Consider the following 18980-nt stretch of genomic DNA (forward strand, 5'->3'; position numbering starts at 1 on the left):
CCACGACACAAAATGACGTAGCAATTATCTTATATTTGCCAAAGCAATTGATATTTCGTTTCTTTCAAATAATCTTACGGAGGAATAGTCTCTTTTATCAGTACGGAACGATTTTTGAAAACCTATTGTAAATATGGCAACAAAGAATAATATAAGAAGAAACTACCTCATTATTAAGCGGATTATGCAGGGCGATACTCCAAGTATGGAAATCATTCGAAGGTATCTTGAAGCTCACGATTGCTTGATAACCCCTCGAACCTTGCAACGGGATATAGCCTCTATACGAGCGGATTTAGATGTAGATATAATATACGATAGTGAAAAGAACGGTTATTTTATTAATACCGATAGCTCTCTCGATCTACCTAAGATACTTTACTTTATCAATCTATCCGAAAGTTCTGATATTATTTTACAAAGCCTAAAGGATAAGAAAGATATTTTGCAATACCTATCCATCAGCCCCAATACCGAATTTAAAGGAATTGAGCATTTGGGTACTCTCTTGCAAGCCATCCGAAGCAATCTTGTAATCCAATATCAGCATCTTAATTATGAGAAGCAAACCAACAAAACCTATATAGCAGAACCCTATCTGCTGAAAGAATTTACAGGGCGATGGTATCTGTTTGCCTACATAAGAGAGAAAGGAGCATTCCGCACTTTTGGACTAGACCGAATTTCCAAACTGACTCTTACCAATACCCGATTTGAACGGGAGAGGCAATTAGCTGAAACAGCAAGCAAGTTCGACAATGTTTTTGGATTGGTATATGAGCCAGAACAAAATATCAACGCTCCGATTGAAGAAGTACAACTTCGGTTCTCTCAATTAATGATAAATCATTTGTCTGCCCTGCCATTACACAAAAGCCAACAAATAAACGAAGATGTAGTAAACTTGCAAATCATTATCAATCCCGAAATAGAAAATAAGATACTTAGCTATGGGGAACATGTAGAAGTGCTGTCTCCTCAATCCTTGCGAGAGAAGATAAAAGAACGATTGGCGGAAACCCTCAAAAAATACGACCAATGAAAATTTGTGTGATAAGTGACATACATGGCTCTACCTTGTGGGAAACAATCGTTGACAGAGAATACGATAATGTTGATAGATTCATCTTCTTGGGCGACTATCTGGATGCCAAATACGAACAATCCTCTCCAAGCCAGCAAGTAGAGAATTTGGAACATATAGTAGAATTTAAAGAGGAATTTCAATCGGTGGATTTATTGATTGGGAATCATGATTTACAATATGTTGGAGGAGAGAAGGTAGACTTCAACTCTAAAACTTACGAATTGGTAAAGCCTTATCTTACTTTCCTTATAGAAAGAGGGATGCTCCAAGTAATTACCCAATATGATAATTATCTGTTCTCTCATGCTGGGCTTAGTTCGGTTTGGATGAAAAAGAAAGGTATAAACAGTGAATCAGAAATTAATCAAAGATTTAAAGAGAATCCTTTGTTTGTTGATTATGTAAGTAAATCGAATTCAGACAATAGCGGAGATAATGATTATCAAAGTCCTCTGTGGATACGTCCTGCTTCTCTTGGAGATTCAGCCTATGGAAATAATATTCAAGTGATTGGACATAATAGATTAGAATCAGGGCAGATAGAAATAGTCCATGATAAAAATAGAAAATTCATACTCACAGATACAGGAATGAAACAGTATTTAATCATAGACACTGAATCGGGAAAAGAAGAGATACTGAATATATGATAGTATAAAAGAAAATATAAGAATCAACAGCGACCGTTACAGCAATGTAGCGGTTATTTTTTTGCCTAAAATGAAAGAAATCAGAAATAATATCAGAGCACCGACCGAATTTGTCGTAGCCACTATCTTAGATTTGCTCAAAAATAAGATTTAAGGGTTATCGGTATCAATAGGTGGGAAAAGATCAGAAACAGGACAATCAAACCATTTAGCTATAGTATAGACTTGATGTACGCTGTATCTGATGTTGTATTTTTCAGATTCCACTTGTCCGATAAAACCGTCAGAGCAACCAAGAATCTCAGCTAATCCCCTTTGGGATATATTGAGCTCCTTGCGTTTCTCCCGAATCTTATTAATGACGAACAAATCAACTTCTGATTTCATAAAACCTTGAAAAATATAAGATAAAGTAACAAAAAGGTTTTATCTTCGTGCTTAGTTAAACTAAGTAAACGGGTCAGATAATAACTAAGATAATGGCAAAAAAAGTGACTAAAGGGAATTGGGTATATGAGTATGAATCAGTACCAAAGTACAGATTACAATACGATTATGAACTAACAGATGTAAGGTATATTCTTGGTGAAATGTTTAATATGGAAATAAAGAAAACATTAATTTGTATAGGTATAAATCCAAGTACGGCAATGCCCGAGAACTTAGACCCAACACTTACTCGTGTACGGAATTATGCCAAACAAAGTGGAGAATATGGCTCTTGGTATATGCTGAATGTTTATCCGCAAAGGGCTACTGATCCCGAAGATATGCACAAAGACATGACCTATGACAAGGATATACACGCCCAGAATATTAAATCTATTACCGCTCTACTAGGCACACTTTCAGATATTGATGTGTGGTGTGCTTGGGGAGCGACAATGAATGATAAAAAGCGAAATTTTCTCTCGGAATTATTCTATGGAAACAGTGAGCGGAATATTACAGGCTTAATAAGCTTATTTGATGCCAGTCATACCATATTCAAGGCTTATGGAGTTACAAAGAAAGGTTATCCGTCTCATCCTCTTGTGATGCCCAAAGATGCAGTACTAAAAGATATTAACGCTATACCTCAATTGCAGTCGCTCTATGAGAGAATAAAAGAATCAATCAAACAGAAATAATTAAACAACAGAAAAATGAAGAAATTAAGTTTATTAATGATGCTGTTCGCCCTATTGTTAACGGCTTGTAGCGACAGTGAGAATGAAGACCCGAATGGTGGCGGTAAAGGGAACAATAAGGGGAATATCGTAGGTCTGAATATTAAAGATGCCAAGTTGATTTATGGAGTGGAAAAAGCTTCTGCCAAATCAATGCTGAAATCATCTGGTTCATCTACCTATTTTCGACAAGTAACAAAAGAAAATCAAAATCTTTCAGTAAATTGGATTACAGAAAGCGGAGATACAACTTCGGTAATTGCAATAGAAGCAATGGCGAATTTAAATGAAGAGTATATTATCATTAATACAAATAGTACACTTGATGACCCAGATCAAAAATTTACATATTACATTAGTTATATCGTTAATAAAAATACAGGTGTTATATTAAATCCAAAAGACCCAATTAGTGGAATAGATTTAATTAACACAAACGATTACACTTCTTACTATGATAAAGAAAGATATTGTTATGTAAAAGCTGTTGCAGAATTATTGAAAATTGACTTACAATCTTATAATGTAGAACAAATTTTTAAAGATACAGATGATGTAAAAATTCTATCTAATGGCTCATATTTTGTTCATATGGTAAATGGTCAACACAAATATGGAAGTTTCCGATTGAATGAAGTTAACGAATTATCTGAAATGGAACGATATAAAGGATGGGATAATTACATTCCAGTTTATAGTGTTGTTGACGATATTATCAATATAATTTGCAGTAAGAAAAATTCTGATGGAACTACAACATATTCAATATTTTATTTTTCTGGTGGCGAAAATCCAGCCGAATATGGCTTTAGTGATCAATTTGATAATCCAAACCTAAGATTTTCATCAAATTTTGAATTACCACCAAATATACCAATAGGTTTCGTAATAGCTCCAATATCTGTTAATACATCAAAAACTAGTCAAATAATTTATATTGGAACGCCTGATGGCAAAAATGGAATATTGATATCTTTTGATTACAATAATCTAAAACAAATTTCTAATGATTTAATAAGTGGATTTATAAGCGGAGAACCTCAATATGGCGGTGGTTTATACAAAGGTGGTTCATACCCAAATATGGCTACAAATTCAACTGCATCATTTAATTCTAAGAGTAATGGCGACTTGATAATCACCGAATTTAGTACAATGACCCAAAAAACAGTAAAAGATGCACAAGGTTATAAAATTGCTGCAATAATTGGGAAATATAAAGATAGTAAGCCAATTACGTTTATTGGAAATAATTGGGAAAAGAGAAAACAATGTATAGGTACTATCGATTCGAAAGGTAATGCAGAAATACTTCAAGAATTTAGTTATAATGATAACGAATCAATGAATGGTTTCTTAATGGAACTGAATTAATTATTTTCTTTTAAAAGAGCAAAGACCGTTACATTCAGTTGTAACGGTTATTTTTTTGCCAAATAATCAGTAACAACGACAGAAAATGACGTATAACAGGTTGCATCTTTGGGATTTAATTAACAACATGGAAAATAAGAATTACTTCAAAATCAAAATAATAGATATGATTAGAGGCGATTTAATGATTATAACATTGGACTATACCCGTCTAACAGCCATCGGAATACAGAAAGTAATTCCTATCTGTACCCAAATAGTTACCAATGGTAATAACAAACTGCTATTCTTGGGTAGCAAAGATTCCAAACTGGAATTAGAGCCACTCTATAATATCGCCGTATTAGCTCAATCCATTTTAGGAGGAAATCTTGTTTGGGATATTATAGACGAATTGCCGAAACTTGGGGAACCGCAAGACTTGGGTGGTTATCTGATACTAAATAGCCCAACTGATAGATAATTAAAGAATTGTATAATCATTTAAATAAATTGAATATGAGAAAGTTAAAGGTTTATGAACCTAAAGAAATCAAAACAGTGTATATATCAGGGCGAATAACAGGCATACCTTTAAGCGAAGCCAAGAGGAATTTCGAGGAAGCCGAAGCCTTGTTATTGGAAAAAGGATATATTCCTGTAAATCCTATGAAAAATAACCACGATCCAGATACCAAAGGCTGGATAGACCATATGTTAGAGGACATCGGAGGACTGATGCGTTGTGACGGTATCTTTATGCTCAATAATTGGCAACAATCCAAAGGGGCTCGAATAGAGCATTATATAGCTGTCGAAATGGACATTACTGTCATTACTAAGCTTTAATAAGTAAGCTGTGAATGAATTGGTATTAATATGAAATAAACATCTGACTCTCAATTATTATCAATATGACGAAGCGTCATAGTCTGACTTCAAGGCTATGACGCTTTTATGTAAAGATATGACAACTCGTCTAATTGAAATCCAACGGAATAACTCTTGAAAATATTATTGAATATCAATTAAAATCAATAAGACATGAACAAAAAAGAGTTAGTGAATGCTGTTTCTGAAATAACAGGAATCAGCAAAAACGACACGAGAAAGACATTTGAAGCCATTATAGAGGCTATCAGTGCAGAAATGCAGAACAATGGCAATGTTATCATTCTTGGGTTTGGAACGTTCTCTGTGAAGGACAAGGCTGCCCGAATGAGTATACACCCACAAACAATGCAACCATTGGAACTGCCAGCAAAGAAAGTAGTTCGCTTTAAACCAAGTGTCTATTTAAACAATCTTCTCGTCCAAAAGAAGAAGAGAGGCAGACCAAGAATCGAAAAAGTAGTAGGGTAATAATAGATATTTATATGAAATTTCCCGTTGTTATTATAGACAACGGGGATAAAATTATTGATATCTATAAGTCTAAGACAATAGGCTCATTTACCAAATTATAATTTTCGTCTAATACACTACCATTTATAAATGTGGTGCTAGTAGCTTTTTGGAGACCATAGCACTCGTGAATATGTCCGAATAGATGATATTGGGGCTTGTTTTTTTTAACTCGTTGTTGTAAATCTTCATCCCCCATATTTGCCCCCAAGGTTGATTTATCTAAAATTCCCAATGGAGGGTTGTGTGTAATTAAAATATCAGTGTTAAATGGGATTTCGGCAATCTGTTGAGGAAGAAATCCATTAATATCATCCGAAAGAAAAAATGGAATGCCCCATATTTTTATATTTTCAATGGTTACGCCACTATTACAGAGATAAAAGCAGTTTTTGGGTAAAAAGCGTTGAATAGTTTCTGTCTCTTTCTCCTCCAAACAAAAATCATGATTACCACCAATGAATATTTTATATTTGTAATCTAACGAACCGAACCATTCAACAAAATCAGTAACTTCTTCTACTGTTCCACCCCAAGTTATGTCGCCAGCATGAATAAGCATATCAGCTTGAGGCAGATTTTGTAATTCATGGTGCTTTCCATGTGTGTCGGACATGAATAATATTCTCATAACTTCTAGTTTTTATTCTACAAAACTAATGGAAATATCAGAAATATTAAGCAGTTATGTAAAATTAGACATTCACTTTTATAAGGGCTGCTTCTACCTCTTTCATATTAAACAGAGACCGTCTGCCCATTTTATGGCAAATAAAGACACCAGCGTTAACGTATCTATGTAACGTAGCATAAGAAATATGGAGATGGGCACAAACTTCGGCTCTTGTAAACAAAGCGTCTTTTGTTGATTTCTTACTCAATTCTTCTTTTCCATTCAGTTCATCTTTGACAATCTTTCGAACGATGGAGCTAATTTCTTTCATAAAATCCTCCATATCGTTGATAATGATAATTTCTTTTTTCATAACTGTAATTTTTACAACAAAAAAATGGATTATCTGATTAAGGATAATCCATTGAATTATAATAGATTTTGATTTTTAGCTAAAGAATGAGTGAGATAATAAAGACAGAGCATTTTCTTCTTTCGATACCCGAATATATCGCATAAAAGACGATTCTGTCTTGTGACCTGTAATTTGCATGATAGCTATACTTTGAAGACCACTTAAGTGAGCATTTGTCGCAAAACTTCTTCGAGCCGTATGAGAAGTTACCAGTTCACATTTCTCGTATGTCTGCTCTTTTTTGATTCCGCCTTTTGTTTCCATTACGGAGATAAGGTCTGTAATATCAGCCATACGACACAGTTTTTTTATCATACGATTGGTTGATTGATTACATTGTATCGTAGGTGGTTGATTATTATGTTTTCTGAAAATCGCTTCAACTTTTGGATGAATTGGAATAACAACAGGTGCATTTGTTTTTTGAGTAACGATAGATATAATTTTCCGTTCAAAATTGATGTGCTTTTCTTCTAATCGAGCCAAGTCGCTGTATCGAAGCCCTGTATAGCAACTAACATAAAAACCATCTCGAACATGGGCTTGGCTCTCTGGCAATTCCAAATCATATAGTGCATCAAGTTCTGTTTCTGTCAAATAAACGGTCTCAACATCTTCTTTATAAACCTTGAATTCCCGTTTCTTGTAATCATCATTAGTTGTGTAATCATTTTCATAGGCATACCGCATAAAAACCTTTATATTCTTAATGAATTTTCCGACAACATTAGGTCTGTACTGTCCCCTTGCATGCGTTGCTTCATTCAGGAACTTGATAAAATCATTGTAAAATTCAACAGTAATAGATTCAAATCTGAGTTTAACTCTACGATTAGTTGAATACCTTTTCAATGCACTTTGAGTTGACAGGTAGTTTCTGATTGAGCCATCAACTAATTTTCCGCCTTTGTTGTTGAGAATAGAACCCTCTCGACACAATGCTATGTAATAATCAATGAATGAGTGAAAATCAGTAAAAATGCGTTTTTCTGTATTTTCAGAACGATTTAATTCTTTCTTTAGTTTTTCCCGAACCAAATCTGTAGTAGGACGTATATCTCTGAGCTTGAAATCTTCCATGACCTTAATCAGAGCATTGGTCGTTTTCTCAATCTCTTTGTTTACATTCCGTAAGATAGTTTGTAATTGAGGATTGCCTTTCAAATCGGGATTATGTTTAGAATCTTCGATAGCTTTACCAGCCTCTTTATCCCAATGATTGGGACTAACCTTGTAATCGGATGGAAGGTAAAAAGTTAATCGGCTTCCATTTACATTAATTCGAACACGGACAAGGGAACACTCCTGTGTAGCATTCTTTAGAGAAAACCGCATGTTGTTTTTGGTGTAAACGGTATTCTTTAAATCTTTCAGTTTCAATCTCATTGTAAAAAAATTTTAAGTTATTCAATAACTTATTTTCAAGAGCCGTTCCGTGCTTGTTAGACTTGAACTCAATATTTAGAGTTATTTGCCAAAAATAAAGCATCAAAATATGACAGCTAGTCATGGGCTCTCGTCATGAATACCTTTGATAAACAAAAGTAGCTAAATAGACACTACCCATTAGTATAAAAAACTAAATTCTACGCATAAAAGTTAAAAATGAAAGAAAATGATTATATTTATAGCTTAATCTAAATCGAAGAAACAGACTTATATATGACTGCATCAAAGAAAAATAAAATCATATTGGATAGTGAAGCTCTCGAAATACGGAAAAAGCTAATTGAAGCAGCATCCAAAGGCGAAACACTTACTTATAGTGATTTGGTTAGTGACGATGATGATCGCCACATGGGCAAGCTAAGCAAGACTTTAGCTAGAATTTCTTGTTATGAAAGAAATGAGGATAGACCTTTCTTATGTGCTCTTGTTGTACAGAAAGCGACGGGTGTTCCTAGTACTGGTTTCTTCATGCTGTGTGATGATTTAGGGATTGACCATGACTTAGAAGATTTGCAGAGAGAGTGTTTTGAGTATTGGGGAGAGAATAAGAAATAAGTATGACACTATTTATATAGAATATGAGAGAGTTTATATATAGACCAGAATTCGAAAATCTAAAAGGTAAATTAGAAAAAGTCAAAAAAGAAATAGAAAAAAGTTCGTTCAATATATTTTCCATCTCTTCGGTTAATTCTCACAAAGAGAACTATCACAGTGATATTATAGCCTTGCTGCTAGATCCTTTAGAAAAGCATAAAGCTGGAGATACTTATTTAAATCTATTCTTTGACTTCATGATAAACTCCTATGGGGTAGATATCAACAAGAATAACTATTGCAATGTTGAGATAAAGATAGAAAACCCAACTGATTCAATGAATTTGAAAGGGCGTATTGATATACTCATTAGAGATTCAAAAAGTAAGCATTGTATTATCATTGAAAATAAAATTAACAATGCAGGGGATACACAAAATCAACTCGAAAAATATTATATTAATGAAACAAAATTAGGCTATACGGTAGATTCTATCGTGTATTTACCTCTTAATCAAAATAAGAAAGCCCCTTTTACAGACAATAATGCTATCAACAGACTTATAGTAAATTTACCAGCATTCTCAAACAAGGCAGATGACTTGTATAATGGCTGGATTTTACCTTGCTATAAAGCTAATATTAATAATTCAGCGACCTCATTTATATACGAATATTCAAAACTTTTAAAACACTTATCACAAATGGGACTAGATAGAAACATAAAGGACGAATTTTACGAAATAATATCAGAGCAAGGAGGATGGGATAGAGTAAAATCTATTGTAGAGCTGACCAATGGTTTAAATGAGTATCGGACTGATATATTTATGGAGAAACTAAATGGAAAGTATGAACCATTCAAAAAGATGGCTCAATACAGAAAGAACTATTGGGTATTTTGGGGGTTTTCGGAAGAAGACAATGAGTATAAGCTAGATATTCAATTTACAGATACAGGAATTCAAATTGATATTTGGACACCCAATAAATGGTTCGCCTTAAAAGATGAGGATGACAAAGAACAGGTAAGGAATATCGTTAGGGCTAAATTGAAGAATATTAACTATTATGATGGTTTTATGGAATTTGGTTATGGAAATGGAATGTATAAGGTCTTTACATTGCAAGAAAATCAAGGAATTAAAGATTTTGACAATGAAGTATTAGTATATATTCAAGGCTTCTTAAAAGAATTGAAAAGCAAATAAAGCATCCCATAATACAAAATACTACTTTATAAATCTAATATTCTACATATCATGACTGGAGACGTTATAAAAGAAAAAATACTAACATATATTGGTAAAGAAAAGACCAATTATGCTATGATGATTTCTGGGGAATGGGGAACTGGGAAAACATACTTGCTACAGAATGAAATTATGCCTGCTATATCGCAAGTGTCACTGCCTAATACTGATAATAAATATAGACCTGTATATGTAAGCTTAGCAGGAGTTAGTACTACAGAGAGATTAAGGGAGTTGATGTTTGCTTCCATCAATTTGAGACCTCAAAAGAAAGAAACTCAATTAGAGTTCGAAATAGCACAATTTGAGAATCAAAAATCGGAAAATGATTATAGACCTAAATCTCTAATACCAGAAAATATAGTATTCTGCTTCGATGATTTAGAACGTGTCCACACTCCTTTTTTAACGGAGTTATTAGCCTTTATAAACTCATATATAGAACATTCTGAAAACAAAGTATTATTTGTTGCAGATAAAAAGAAACTACAAGAATATCTAAAGAATGAGTTTACAACTATAAAGGAAAAGTATATTCGACGATCCTTTGATTTAGATACAACTTACGATGTTATATTCAGTAAATATACACGCTCTGAATCAGACAAAAAACAACCTTCTATACTTGAAAATAATGAAACTACTTTCAAATTGGAAGATAATGATAAGAAATTAATAGAAAAAACATTTATAACTGGACAATGTAAAAACCTTAGGACATTGCAGTTCACTATAGATTCATTAGAAGAGATATTACGGGGATTTGATTCTGTTAAAGAAAATATTGATGAAAAATATCATGCAACTATACGAGAACTTATTGTCTTTTATACAGCATTTGTTTCCATAGAATATAAGAAAGGTGTTTCATTCCACATTATTCAAAGTGTGAGTTTTCCAATTGCTAATAGAATACTATCTCTTGATGAGCAAGGACGGCGAATTATGCTCTCTTGGGAAGAGGACAAGAATGAACAAGTTGAAGAAACCGAAGAGCAAAGAAAACAAAGGGAAAGACTCTGGAAAAAAATAAGCGATATTGAGAATCTATATTTCCCCAAAGAAAAAGGCTATTTCACTGATGTTTCACAAAGAGAGCCATTTGATAGCATTGTTGAATACATTGATTCAGGCGAATTTAAAATAAAAACATTTAGAGCTGAAATAGAAAGAATAGTAGCCTCATTAATTCGAAGAGAAGGAACAAAGGACGATAAAATACGAAAGGAAATAAACCGTATTTATGATGTACCAGACGCTGATGCAAGAAATATTATTAGAGAAGTACTTAAAGCAATAAAAGATACTTCTTATACAAAATTGTCTACCTATTTATCTCTCTTTAGTGATTTGTTAGTGTTAGAATCTCTCAAAATTCACAATTTTTGTGTTGATAAATCAGTAGTTAAAATATTTATCGATTCAATAAAAAAGAGCCTTAACGATAGAGTCCTAAGAATAGAACATTTCTTGCATGAACAGACATCTGGCAATTGGACTGTAGATTCTATTCAATCTGAAAAATTCCATCGTTTTAGAAAGTGTATACTAAAAGCGAATGATGAATTAGATAGCGATACAGATATGGATAGTTCTGTTGAGGCTATTATTAATGTCATTGGAGGGACAGAAGGAGATTTAGAAAAAAATGTAGTAGAAGGCAAAAATAATTATACCTTGAAGGATGTAGATGCACTACCTATCTTTGGAAAGCTTACAAAATCTATTCCAAGAGCTATAGATAATTTCATTATGGCTTTAGATAGAAGGTATATTTTGAGCGGAGGTCATACACAAGCTTCTTATGAAAGAGGATTCATTAATAAAATGTTAGAGTTAGTTGATGAGCATTTGAGTTCGATTGATGATAACAGACCTGTTAGTTATATAGTTTTTAACAACCTAAAAAAGAAATTAGAATATTGGATTAAATATTACTCTTTGAATAATGAAAAACATTAAGCTTATCTTGAAAGTATTAAACAAGTATAAATATCCTATAATTCTGGTATTCTTGATATTAATCCTTATTGCTATCCCTTGGATGATAAAACAAGACCTATGGTATTGTGCTCCTATAAACCACGAATTATTTGGAACTTATGGGGATTTTGTAGGTGGTGTAATTGGTACTATTCTTGCAGCTATTGCTGTTTTCTATGCAGTCAAGACATATCTTAAAGACAAAAAAAATGCAGAGCAGGGGAGATTGAGACAGCTACAAGAACAACAAAGTGCCGATATTGACAAACTTAAAAAAAAAATTGGGAATCACTTTTATACAATGTTGGCTAAACACAATGAATATTACTACTACTTAATAGAAAATGAAGAGGATTATTTTTCCAAGCAGATTAAATTATTTTGCTCTATATTAGAGTCTTGTGAAAAAAATCTAAAAGTAAAGAGATCAAAGAAAGGTGTTTTAAACCTATCTTACTTGTATTTCTTCTATGGAGAATATTTACAATTAAATACAATAGAAGAAAGTAAGCCTAAGCCTAATGTCATCAATAAGATGAATCATTATTTCCAAAGCCATAATATTATGTTGGAGGGAGCTTCTAAAAAGCTCGCCATTTATTTTCGACAGCTATATCAAATAGTCACTTATATTGATAATCAAACAATTTTGTCATACGATGAAAAATATAACTATATTAAATCGTTGAGGGCAACATTGAGTAATGAAGAACAATATTTATTCTTTTTAAATTCATTATCAACCTTGGGGGATGTATGGGAATCAGTACCAAATGAAAAAAACGATAGATTAATAACTAAGTACAATTTAATAAAAAATATACCTCTCAATTTTCCTAGAATATTTGGAAACAATGATTTTGAGGATGAGTATTCTCGTATCCTTTATGAGTATAATGAATCGAATGAGGAATCGAAAAGGGAGCGAGAGCTGTGGGAGAAAGATTATAAATAACTAATTGATTTTTTTGATTATTATATTCAAGGTCTCAATCTGGGTCTCAATTTTTTGCTTTGCGAGATTTCTTTGTGTTTCCCTGTGATACTATGGGACAATCTGGGACATAAAAAACGAGATCAGTCGAGGTCTCACTGCAAAATTGAGGAAATCTCATTTAGTGACCGCCAGGAACCTCAAATACATGTTTAAAGCCCCTGTAAGACAATAACTTACAGGGGCTTATTTTTTTCGGGGTTCCAAATCGGGTCCCAACGGCTGAGAGCTCATAATACTATCCAAATGGCACATTCATAGCTGATTATATGCAACTTTATATCTAATCTTCTTTCCCGAAATAAGTACTAAAATCCCACTTTGAACCTCAACTGATATACCGCAATTAAGTGGGCTCGGGTTCCAATTGAGAGCCCAGCTATGAGCCCGATACAATAATCAAACCATATTCTGTACATTTATCCAAATTAGTATTACTTTTGTTAAAACATACATTAATCACTTATCAGCCAATGATAGCGAATAGTCAGAATGAAGCATTACTAATACTAGCCAATTCAACGAAAGAGAAAGTTGAATGGGCTGAATATGCTAATTATTGTTCTGACTCGAAAGATGAAGACACAACCGATCGTGACAGCGATGGAGATAAGATTTACCCGGTATATATAAAATTCTATGCGGATGATTTAAAAGATCTTCCATGGGCTGTAGATTTTCGTGTTACTGATACTACTAAAGTGGGTAAAAGCGGCATCATAAGATTAATGAATGACCCAACTTTAAAAATACTTTATGCTTTTGATTGGGCATGTATAATGGAGTGGAATGAACCTGAAGTTAATATGCTCGTTCCACTTACAGGAACATATGATCTTATATGTAACAAATGCGGATCACGTTTTCAAAGATTTGGAGGTGATGCAATATCTGGTATTGCCAAGGAGAAAAATAAAAACTTAAAACGCTATCAGGTGGTGAAGCAATCGGATGGTAGTTGGTTGATAACTAATTAATAATAATTTATATAAAAATGAAAAATTTATTTATTGTATTGTTCTTATTGTTTCCCATATTAGCTTTTAGTCAGAAAATTGAAAAAAACGAGGTTGACGATTTTACAGGCAATAAGGTCATTTATACTTCTTGGGAAAAAATAAAAGGGGGAAATGTATTAACGGGTAGAGATAACCTTATGTTTATGCTTCGTTATGAAAATGGAACTACCTATTTGCATTTAAAATGGATTACAGTTGAAATTACTTCAATCTCGAATGATGCTAAACTTATGTTCAAATTCAACGATGACTCAGTTGCTACTTTAAATTCTATATCTCATGTATTATCAGGGAAGGGTGAAGGCGTTACAGGTCTTAGTTGGAGTGCTATTATGGGCATTCATGCAATGTATAAGGGGGATGATATTATTAAATTCTCAGGCGATGCAGTAGCCACCAAGGTAAGGGTATATTCAACTGACGGTTATGTAGATATAGATATAAAGGATAAGGATGGGGCTAAAATTAATAAAGCGTATAGTTTATTGACCGCTGCAATAAAAAAATAAATACATTTAAACAGCATAGAAAAAGGCGAGTAGTAATTACTCGCCTTTTTCGATCTTAGTTAATAACTGCCTTATATCTTCAATGGAATTGATTCCGTAAGCCTCTCCGTTGTGTCTTATTATTCCTATTGTTCCAGATTTACTGGGTGCATCAAATAATTCTGTTATATCTACATTTAAAGCATTAGCTATTTTTTCTAATGATTGTAATTGCGGATATTCTCCTCGAAGTGTTTTATTCAAACTAATATCCGTTATTCCCAATTTTTCGGCTAAATCCTTTTGTGTTATGCCTTTTATTTGGCATACCTCTTTTATTCTTTTTCTAAAATCCATAATACTACATAGTTTAATTTCACAAATATAGAAATTAATACTATGTAGTGCAATATATTGCAATCGGTAAATGTATATAGTTTAATAATTAAATTTTATTAACTGTTTGTGTATTGGTTTATTAAACTAATTAGTTTTATTTTGTGGTGCAGGATAAAACTAAGTAGTTTAATACTAAACCCCACAAATATGAAATTGATTTACGAAACAGACCGACCTTCTAAGACAGATTTCAACTCATTTTTGAATCAGTGTAAACGTGCAATCAATAAACTATATGGTTTTAATGTTTCCGTTAATCAGGAATTTTGGAGTTGCAGAGTTAATTCGATCTATGTAGATGGTGAAATGATTGACGGAAAAACTTATTGGGAAGAATTAAAAGAAACAGGAAGTTTATCGCTGACGGATGGTTTATTCTGTATTGATTTTCAATTTGACAGTCATGTTTATGCAGATTATTCTGTAAATTTTTATTTAGAAAATGGATTAATTACAAAAGAAGAATACAGTTTATTCCTTGATAATATATAAAACCCTACGAATATGAAAACAAAACAAACCGCCTATGTCTTTACCGATTGCGATGGATTAAAACACCCTTTCGAATACGAAACATTAGAATCACTATTTGAAGAAATCTATAAACTATGGAATGAGGACTATCCCGAAGAAGTAGATTTCAAAGTGACCCTGCCCGATGGTAATAGCTTTTGGCTAAATCTGACACTTATGCACTACTGTTTTAGCAAAGGGCGTATTTCAACTACCGAATTAATAGAGTTAATATTTGAAGAAAAGGAGGCACAAGCATGAAAGCAAAGAAACAAACAAACCGAAAAGCAAAACAAACCGCCACATTTCGAGTAACAGATCCTTTCGTAAAAGACGAAGTAACCGGCTCGATAGAGTATACTGATTTTCCGGATCTTTCAAAGTGGATCTTTGCTGGAGTGATGTCTAATGAGATTCCCGATAATAGTATTATATATGTCATGTTACCTAATGGTCTTGAATGTAAATATGATACAACAATTGCAGACAAAGTTTATTATGACGGAACAATGAGCGAAGAAGAATTTATAGGTATTACTTTTTTAGTAAAGGAGGCACAAGCATGAAAACAAAGAAACAAACAAACCGAAAAGTAAAATCGCCGCGCATGGTAGCCGGTACACCTGTTTTTGATACCATACGCCCCGAGATAGGTGAAAAGATTAGTGCAATTAGTGCAGGGCTCGATATAATGAATGATCCGCGATTTAAAGACGAACACTTTGTAATGACCGAAGAAAAAGGAGTCCGCAGCTATACTGTATCAGCACTGAGCGACGACCTGTTTATATCATTTACAATAAACTGGAAAGGAGCCACATCATGAAAGTACACAAATACCAACCTGTTTCGCCCATCGAATGGATGGTTATCCTCTCCATTATCTTCATTTTAATGAAAGGAGGCATACAATGAGCATAGCCGTACACAAGGAATTGATTATCGGGTATAACAAATCTCCCGAAGTATTATATCATCTTTTCGCCGCGAGTGGTAGCATAAATGACATTACCGAAAAAGAAGCCCGGTTTCTTTATGAATCGCTTGGCAAATTTCTTGAAATAAAAGATGATGCCGAAAAATAGAATACCACCATAAGCCTGAGTCGAAAGATTCAGGCTTTTTTTGTCCTTTCTATCTCCCCTGAAACTGCCGACTTTTGAAATAAAAACGAAAGTCATGATAACATCTTTTATCCAATCAATTTTCTTTCATATAGAAAAATTATTCACATCTACCTATGGTTTCCTATTGCTGATACTATGCTATTTCGGTAATTTTTTATTGCCCGAATGGTACTGCTTTGCTGTTGTTGGCGGCGGTATTGTCGCTGATTTGATTTGCGGAATAATAGCAGCTGTAAAGTTGAAAAAATTTATACTCTCCAAGGCTATACGTGACACCTGCTTTAAAGTCGGATGCTACTCGTTCATGCTTATAGGTGTATTCGTGATTGAAAAAATTGCACACGACACAGGTTTTATAGGTATAAAGGTTGCGGCTGCCATCGCCGCCGGCTGTGAGTTGTGGAGTATATCGGCATCGCTACTGATTATTTATCCTGATTTCCCATTTCTTAAGATATTCCGTCTTCAGCTAAAAGGAGAGATGGAAAGTAAAACAGGTAAGAATTTAGATAATATTTTAAACGATTAAATATGAAGAAACTACTGATCATACTTGATCCGGCACACGGAGAAGAAACACCCGGTAAACGATCTCCCGATGGCAGACACAGAGAATACAAATGGAGCCGTGAACGATGCGAGCAAATAGAGATTTTATTGAAAGCATACGGTTATACCGTAGTCTGGAGTAACACAACTGATAAGGAAATAGGTCTTACTAAGCGTGTACAAGCTGCCAATGCTTTAGCAAAACAATATCCGGATCTTATCCCTTTAATGGTTTCATTGCATAACAATGCAGCCGGTGACGGTTCTAACTGGATGCAAGCCTCAGGTATAGAAGTGTTCACTTCCGTAGGTCGTACCACTTCCGATATTTTTGCAGATTTTGTTTTGAAGCAATTAAAAGAATGGTTCCCGGAAGCTAAACACAGATACTCTAAAGATGAGTACCTGGAGCGTGACAAAGAATCAAACTTCACAGTTTTGACGGGTAACTATTCGGCCATGTTGGTTGAGTTCTTATTTCAGGATAATAAAGATGATGTGGCCCTACTCGAAGATCAAACCGTAAATAAACGGTTTGAAGATTCGATAGTCTCCGGAATAGAAGAATGTAACAATTATGTTTTAACAAAACTCACAAAATGAAAACAGTCGAACAAAAAGCTAGAGAAATCTATCCACGTCCTGTATCTATTGGCCCGGCAAGTAGAGAATGGTGTGCACGCAGAGATCTCCAAGAAGCAAAATGTGAAGCCTTTATTAAAGGATATCAGTTAAGAGATAGTGAAATTAGCTCTGGGAGGGCTTTGTAAAACCCAATAATATTATGAATACATTTAAAGAAAGGTTAGTGTTAGAACATGATCAACTTGAAGAAAAACTAAACAAATTAGATGATTTTCTTAAAAGTGAAAAAGTTGTTAGTATTGAATCTGTCCAAAGAACTCTTTTACATATTCAAGCAACAAGTATGAATACTTATCTTACATGTTTAAAAGAGAGATTATTAAGGCTGTAAATAGGTTAGCTAGTAGGGTATAAGATAACCTAAGAGTGTTATTTACACCCTACTTTCTTACGTTTGAATAAACAAATCCTTATTCAAGAAAAATAAGTGGAAATTTGAATTATGAAAATATATGCACTCATTATACTACTATTTATGTGCTTTGGTTGTCGTAGTAGCCTTTCGAGCAAGAGGTAATAAGCGACATCGCCACAGCGAGAATAAGGAGTATTTTTTTCATTGCGTTTCGGTTCGTTAAGAATAATCGTCCGAAAGATAGTGAAAAAAGCCCTATTTAATTAAAAATAGGGCTTATTATTCATTCAGATAATTTTAATATTTAATTACCTGTTGTAAGTTATAATCAAAATATGCATAAGGTATCACATCATTATTTTTATACTTGAGAGAAATCAAAAGCTTATCTTTCATCCAGTGTTCATTAAAACCCCTATGAAAATCACAATAAGTTTTTAATCTGTTACAAAAATTTCTCATGGCTTCACCTTCGAATTTTCGAATTCCGTCAGGTTGGTTCTCTACTTCAAGAAAGTGATCATAAAGGTTGTCAAGCATTGCCACACTATATTCATCTGTATCGATTATCATATACTTATTACGAATCAAAGTATTGACATTATCTACTATTTTAATAAACTGATTGTCTTTATTCTCTTCTGATGACAAAACTTTTTCATCTAAATGAAGGATAATGACTTTTTCTAACGTATCAACCTCAACTACTTCAAAGTAATTCAAAAACCCTTCGGGTAACAATAATTCATAACCTGTTTGCATAGAACAAAAATAAATCTTCCACAAATTTTCAGGTTGATCCTGTATCTTTCGTCTCGGCTTTTATTTTATTATATTTTATATCAAACAAAAGCAGCCTCAGAGTAAATTACTCTGAGGCTGCTTAAAAAGAGGGCGGCTATCTACTCTCCCACCTAAAGGCAGTACCATCGACGTGGTTGGGCTTAACTTCTCTGTTCGGAATGGGAAGAGGTGGAT

The 18980-nt window shown here is 33.5% G+C and carries 28 protein-coding genes and 1 rRNA gene; 21 read left to right on the forward strand and 8 right to left on the reverse strand.

Features of this window, described 5'->3' with window-relative positions; translation table 11 throughout:
* Nucleotides 1-133: 133 nt before the first annotated feature.
* Nucleotides 134-1042 carry a helix-turn-helix transcriptional regulator gene (locus CLV62_RS16345; protein ID WP_110311849.1) on the forward strand — a complete coding sequence of 303 codons (909 nt, stop codon included), beginning with the start codon at nt 134-136 and terminating at the stop codon, nt 1040-1042.
* Nucleotides 1039-1737: a metallophosphoesterase gene (locus CLV62_RS16350; protein ID WP_110311850.1), complete on the forward strand. Its 699-nt coding sequence runs from the start codon at nt 1039-1041 to the stop codon at nt 1735-1737. Before CLV62_RS16345 ends, CLV62_RS16350 begins: the two co-directional genes overlap by 4 nt.
* Before the next feature lie 150 nt (nt 1738-1887).
* On the opposite strand, the gene CLV62_RS16355 is transcribed toward CLV62_RS16350, so the two are convergent.
* Nucleotides 1888-2124, reverse strand: coding sequence for a helix-turn-helix transcriptional regulator (locus CLV62_RS16355; protein ID WP_110311851.1), 237 nt, complete (start codon nt 2122-2124; stop codon nt 1888-1890).
* A gap of 92 nt (nt 2125-2216) precedes the next feature.
* Between CLV62_RS16355 and CLV62_RS16360 the strand changes: the two genes are divergently transcribed.
* From CLV62_RS16360 to CLV62_RS16380, 5 genes are all read left to right on the forward strand, one after another.
* Nucleotides 2217-2867 (forward strand): DUF1643 domain-containing protein, encoded by a 651-nt coding sequence (locus tag CLV62_RS16360; protein WP_110311852.1) that lies wholly within the window; start codon nt 2217-2219, stop codon nt 2865-2867.
* Between the two features lie 15 nt (nt 2868-2882).
* Nucleotides 2883-4280, forward strand: a complete 1398-nt coding sequence (locus CLV62_RS16365; protein ID WP_110311853.1) for a hypothetical protein — start codon at nt 2883-2885, stop codon at nt 4278-4280.
* Between the two features lie 127 nt (nt 4281-4407).
* Nucleotides 4408-4743, forward strand: a complete 336-nt coding sequence (locus tag CLV62_RS16370) for a hypothetical protein (RefSeq protein ID WP_110311854.1) — start codon at nt 4408-4410, stop codon at nt 4741-4743.
* A gap of 35 nt (nt 4744-4778) precedes the next feature.
* Nucleotides 4779-5108: a DUF4406 domain-containing protein gene (locus tag CLV62_RS16375; RefSeq protein WP_110311855.1), complete on the forward strand. Its 330-nt coding sequence runs from the start codon at nt 4779-4781 to the stop codon at nt 5106-5108.
* 195 nt (nt 5109-5303) lie between these two features.
* Nucleotides 5304-5621, forward strand: coding sequence for an HU family DNA-binding protein (locus CLV62_RS16380; protein ID WP_110311856.1), 318 nt, complete (start codon nt 5304-5306; stop codon nt 5619-5621).
* 64 nt (nt 5622-5685) lie between these two features.
* On the opposite strand, the gene CLV62_RS16385 is transcribed toward CLV62_RS16380, so the two are convergent.
* From CLV62_RS16385 to CLV62_RS16395, 3 genes are all read right to left on the reverse strand, one after another.
* Nucleotides 5686-6294, reverse strand: a complete 609-nt coding sequence (locus tag CLV62_RS16385; RefSeq protein WP_110311857.1) for a metallophosphatase domain-containing protein — start codon at nt 6292-6294, stop codon at nt 5686-5688.
* 64 nt (nt 6295-6358) lie between these two features.
* Entirely contained in the window at nt 6359-6649 is a 291-nt protein-coding gene (locus tag CLV62_RS16390) for a helix-turn-helix domain-containing protein (protein WP_110311858.1), read from the reverse strand.
* A 75-nt stretch (nt 6650-6724) separates the two neighbouring features.
* Nucleotides 6725-8077, reverse strand: a complete 1353-nt coding sequence (locus tag CLV62_RS16395) for a tyrosine-type recombinase/integrase (RefSeq protein ID WP_110311859.1) — start codon at nt 8075-8077, stop codon at nt 6725-6727.
* A gap of 276 nt (nt 8078-8353) precedes the next feature.
* Between CLV62_RS16395 and CLV62_RS16400 the strand changes: the two genes are divergently transcribed.
* From CLV62_RS16400 to CLV62_RS16425, 6 genes are all read left to right on the forward strand, one after another.
* Nucleotides 8354-8695: a hypothetical protein gene (locus tag CLV62_RS16400; RefSeq protein WP_110311860.1), complete on the forward strand. Its 342-nt coding sequence runs from the start codon at nt 8354-8356 to the stop codon at nt 8693-8695.
* 23 nt (nt 8696-8718) lie between these two features.
* Nucleotides 8719-9888: a PDDEXK-like family protein gene (locus tag CLV62_RS16405; RefSeq protein ID WP_110311861.1), complete on the forward strand. Its 1170-nt coding sequence runs from the start codon at nt 8719-8721 to the stop codon at nt 9886-9888.
* 51 nt (nt 9889-9939) lie between these two features.
* Nucleotides 9940-11892, forward strand: coding sequence for a P-loop NTPase fold protein (locus tag CLV62_RS16410; protein WP_110311862.1), 1953 nt, complete (start codon nt 9940-9942; stop codon nt 11890-11892).
* Entirely contained in the window at nt 11879-12868 is a 990-nt protein-coding gene (locus tag CLV62_RS16415; protein ID WP_110311863.1) for a putative phage abortive infection protein, read from the forward strand. Before CLV62_RS16410 ends, CLV62_RS16415 begins: the two co-directional genes overlap by 14 nt.
* Before the next feature lie 512 nt (nt 12869-13380).
* Nucleotides 13381-13884, forward strand: a complete 504-nt coding sequence (locus CLV62_RS16420) for a hypothetical protein (protein ID WP_110311864.1) — start codon at nt 13381-13383, stop codon at nt 13882-13884.
* 17 nt (nt 13885-13901) lie between these two features.
* On the forward strand, nt 13902-14435 hold the full coding sequence (locus tag CLV62_RS16425) for a hypothetical protein (RefSeq protein WP_110311865.1): 534 nt from the start codon (nt 13902-13904) through the stop codon (nt 14433-14435).
* 36 nt (nt 14436-14471) lie between these two features.
* Here CLV62_RS16425 and CLV62_RS16430 read toward each other — a convergent pair whose 3' ends face one another.
* Entirely contained in the window at nt 14472-14771 is a 300-nt protein-coding gene (locus CLV62_RS16430) for a helix-turn-helix domain-containing protein (RefSeq protein ID WP_110311866.1), read from the reverse strand.
* Nucleotides 14772-14960: 189 nt separating this feature from the next.
* Here CLV62_RS16430 and CLV62_RS16435 point away from each other — a divergent pair, with 189 nt between their 5' ends.
* The 4 genes from CLV62_RS16435 to CLV62_RS16450 are packed head-to-tail and all read left to right on the forward strand — an operon-like array spanning nt 14961 to nt 16152.
* Entirely contained in the window at nt 14961-15305 is a 345-nt protein-coding gene (locus CLV62_RS16435) for a hypothetical protein (RefSeq protein WP_110311867.1), read from the forward strand.
* Between the two features lie 12 nt (nt 15306-15317).
* Nucleotides 15318-15587 carry a hypothetical protein gene (locus CLV62_RS16440; protein ID WP_110311868.1) on the forward strand — a complete coding sequence of 90 codons (270 nt, stop codon included), beginning with the start codon at nt 15318-15320 and terminating at the stop codon, nt 15585-15587.
* Nucleotides 15584-15892, forward strand: coding sequence for a hypothetical protein (locus tag CLV62_RS16445; RefSeq protein ID WP_110311869.1), 309 nt, complete (start codon nt 15584-15586; stop codon nt 15890-15892). Before CLV62_RS16440 ends, CLV62_RS16445 begins: the two co-directional genes overlap by 4 nt.
* Nucleotides 15889-16152, forward strand: a complete 264-nt coding sequence (locus CLV62_RS16450) for a hypothetical protein (RefSeq protein ID WP_110311870.1) — start codon at nt 15889-15891, stop codon at nt 16150-16152. The genes CLV62_RS16445 and CLV62_RS16450 overlap by 4 nt, the downstream gene beginning before the upstream one ends.
* Nucleotides 16153-16294: 142 nt before the next feature.
* Here the strand turns inward: CLV62_RS16450 and CLV62_RS21955 are convergent, their stop codons facing one another.
* Complete coding sequence (locus CLV62_RS21955; RefSeq protein WP_110311871.1) at nt 16295-16507, reverse strand: hypothetical protein; 213 nt, start codon at nt 16505-16507, stop codon at nt 16295-16297.
* Here CLV62_RS21955 and CLV62_RS16460 point away from each other — a divergent pair.
* The 4 genes from CLV62_RS16460 to CLV62_RS16470 are packed head-to-tail and all read left to right on the forward strand — an operon-like array spanning nt 16506 to nt 17978.
* Entirely contained in the window at nt 16506-16982 is a 477-nt protein-coding gene (locus tag CLV62_RS16460) for a hypothetical protein (protein WP_110311872.1), read from the forward strand. The two genes, CLV62_RS21955 and CLV62_RS16460, sit on opposite strands and share 2 nt — an antisense overlap.
* A gap of 2 nt (nt 16983-16984) precedes the next feature.
* Nucleotides 16985-17605 (forward strand): N-acetylmuramoyl-L-alanine amidase family protein, encoded by a 621-nt coding sequence (locus CLV62_RS16465; RefSeq protein ID WP_110311873.1) that lies wholly within the window; start codon nt 16985-16987, stop codon nt 17603-17605.
* A complete protein-coding gene (locus CLV62_RS21770) occupies nt 17602-17772 on the forward strand; it encodes a hypothetical protein (protein WP_170120084.1) in 171 nt (56 codons plus the stop codon). The genes CLV62_RS16465 and CLV62_RS21770 overlap by 4 nt, the downstream gene beginning before the upstream one ends.
* Nucleotides 17773-17786: 14 nt before the next feature.
* Complete coding sequence (locus CLV62_RS16470; RefSeq protein WP_110311874.1) at nt 17787-17978, forward strand: crAss001_48 related protein; 192 nt, start codon at nt 17787-17789, stop codon at nt 17976-17978.
* Nucleotides 17979-18299: 321 nt separating this feature from the next.
* Here CLV62_RS16470 and CLV62_RS16475 read toward each other — a convergent pair whose 3' ends face one another.
* Together CLV62_RS16475 and rrf are read right to left on the reverse strand one after the other, a co-directional pair.
* Nucleotides 18300-18764: a hypothetical protein gene (locus CLV62_RS16475; protein WP_110311875.1), complete on the reverse strand. Its 465-nt coding sequence runs from the start codon at nt 18762-18764 to the stop codon at nt 18300-18302.
* 127 nt (nt 18765-18891) lie between these two features.
* Nucleotides 18892-18980 (reverse strand): 5S ribosomal RNA (gene rrf, locus CLV62_RS16480); the annotation flags it as partial.

The organism is Indolivaga alginatilytica, assembly GCF_003201355.1.
In the GTDB taxonomy this organism is placed as follows: domain Bacteria; phylum Bacteroidota; class Bacteroidia; order Bacteroidales; family Dysgonomonadaceae; genus Dysgonomonas_A; species Dysgonomonas_A alginatilytica.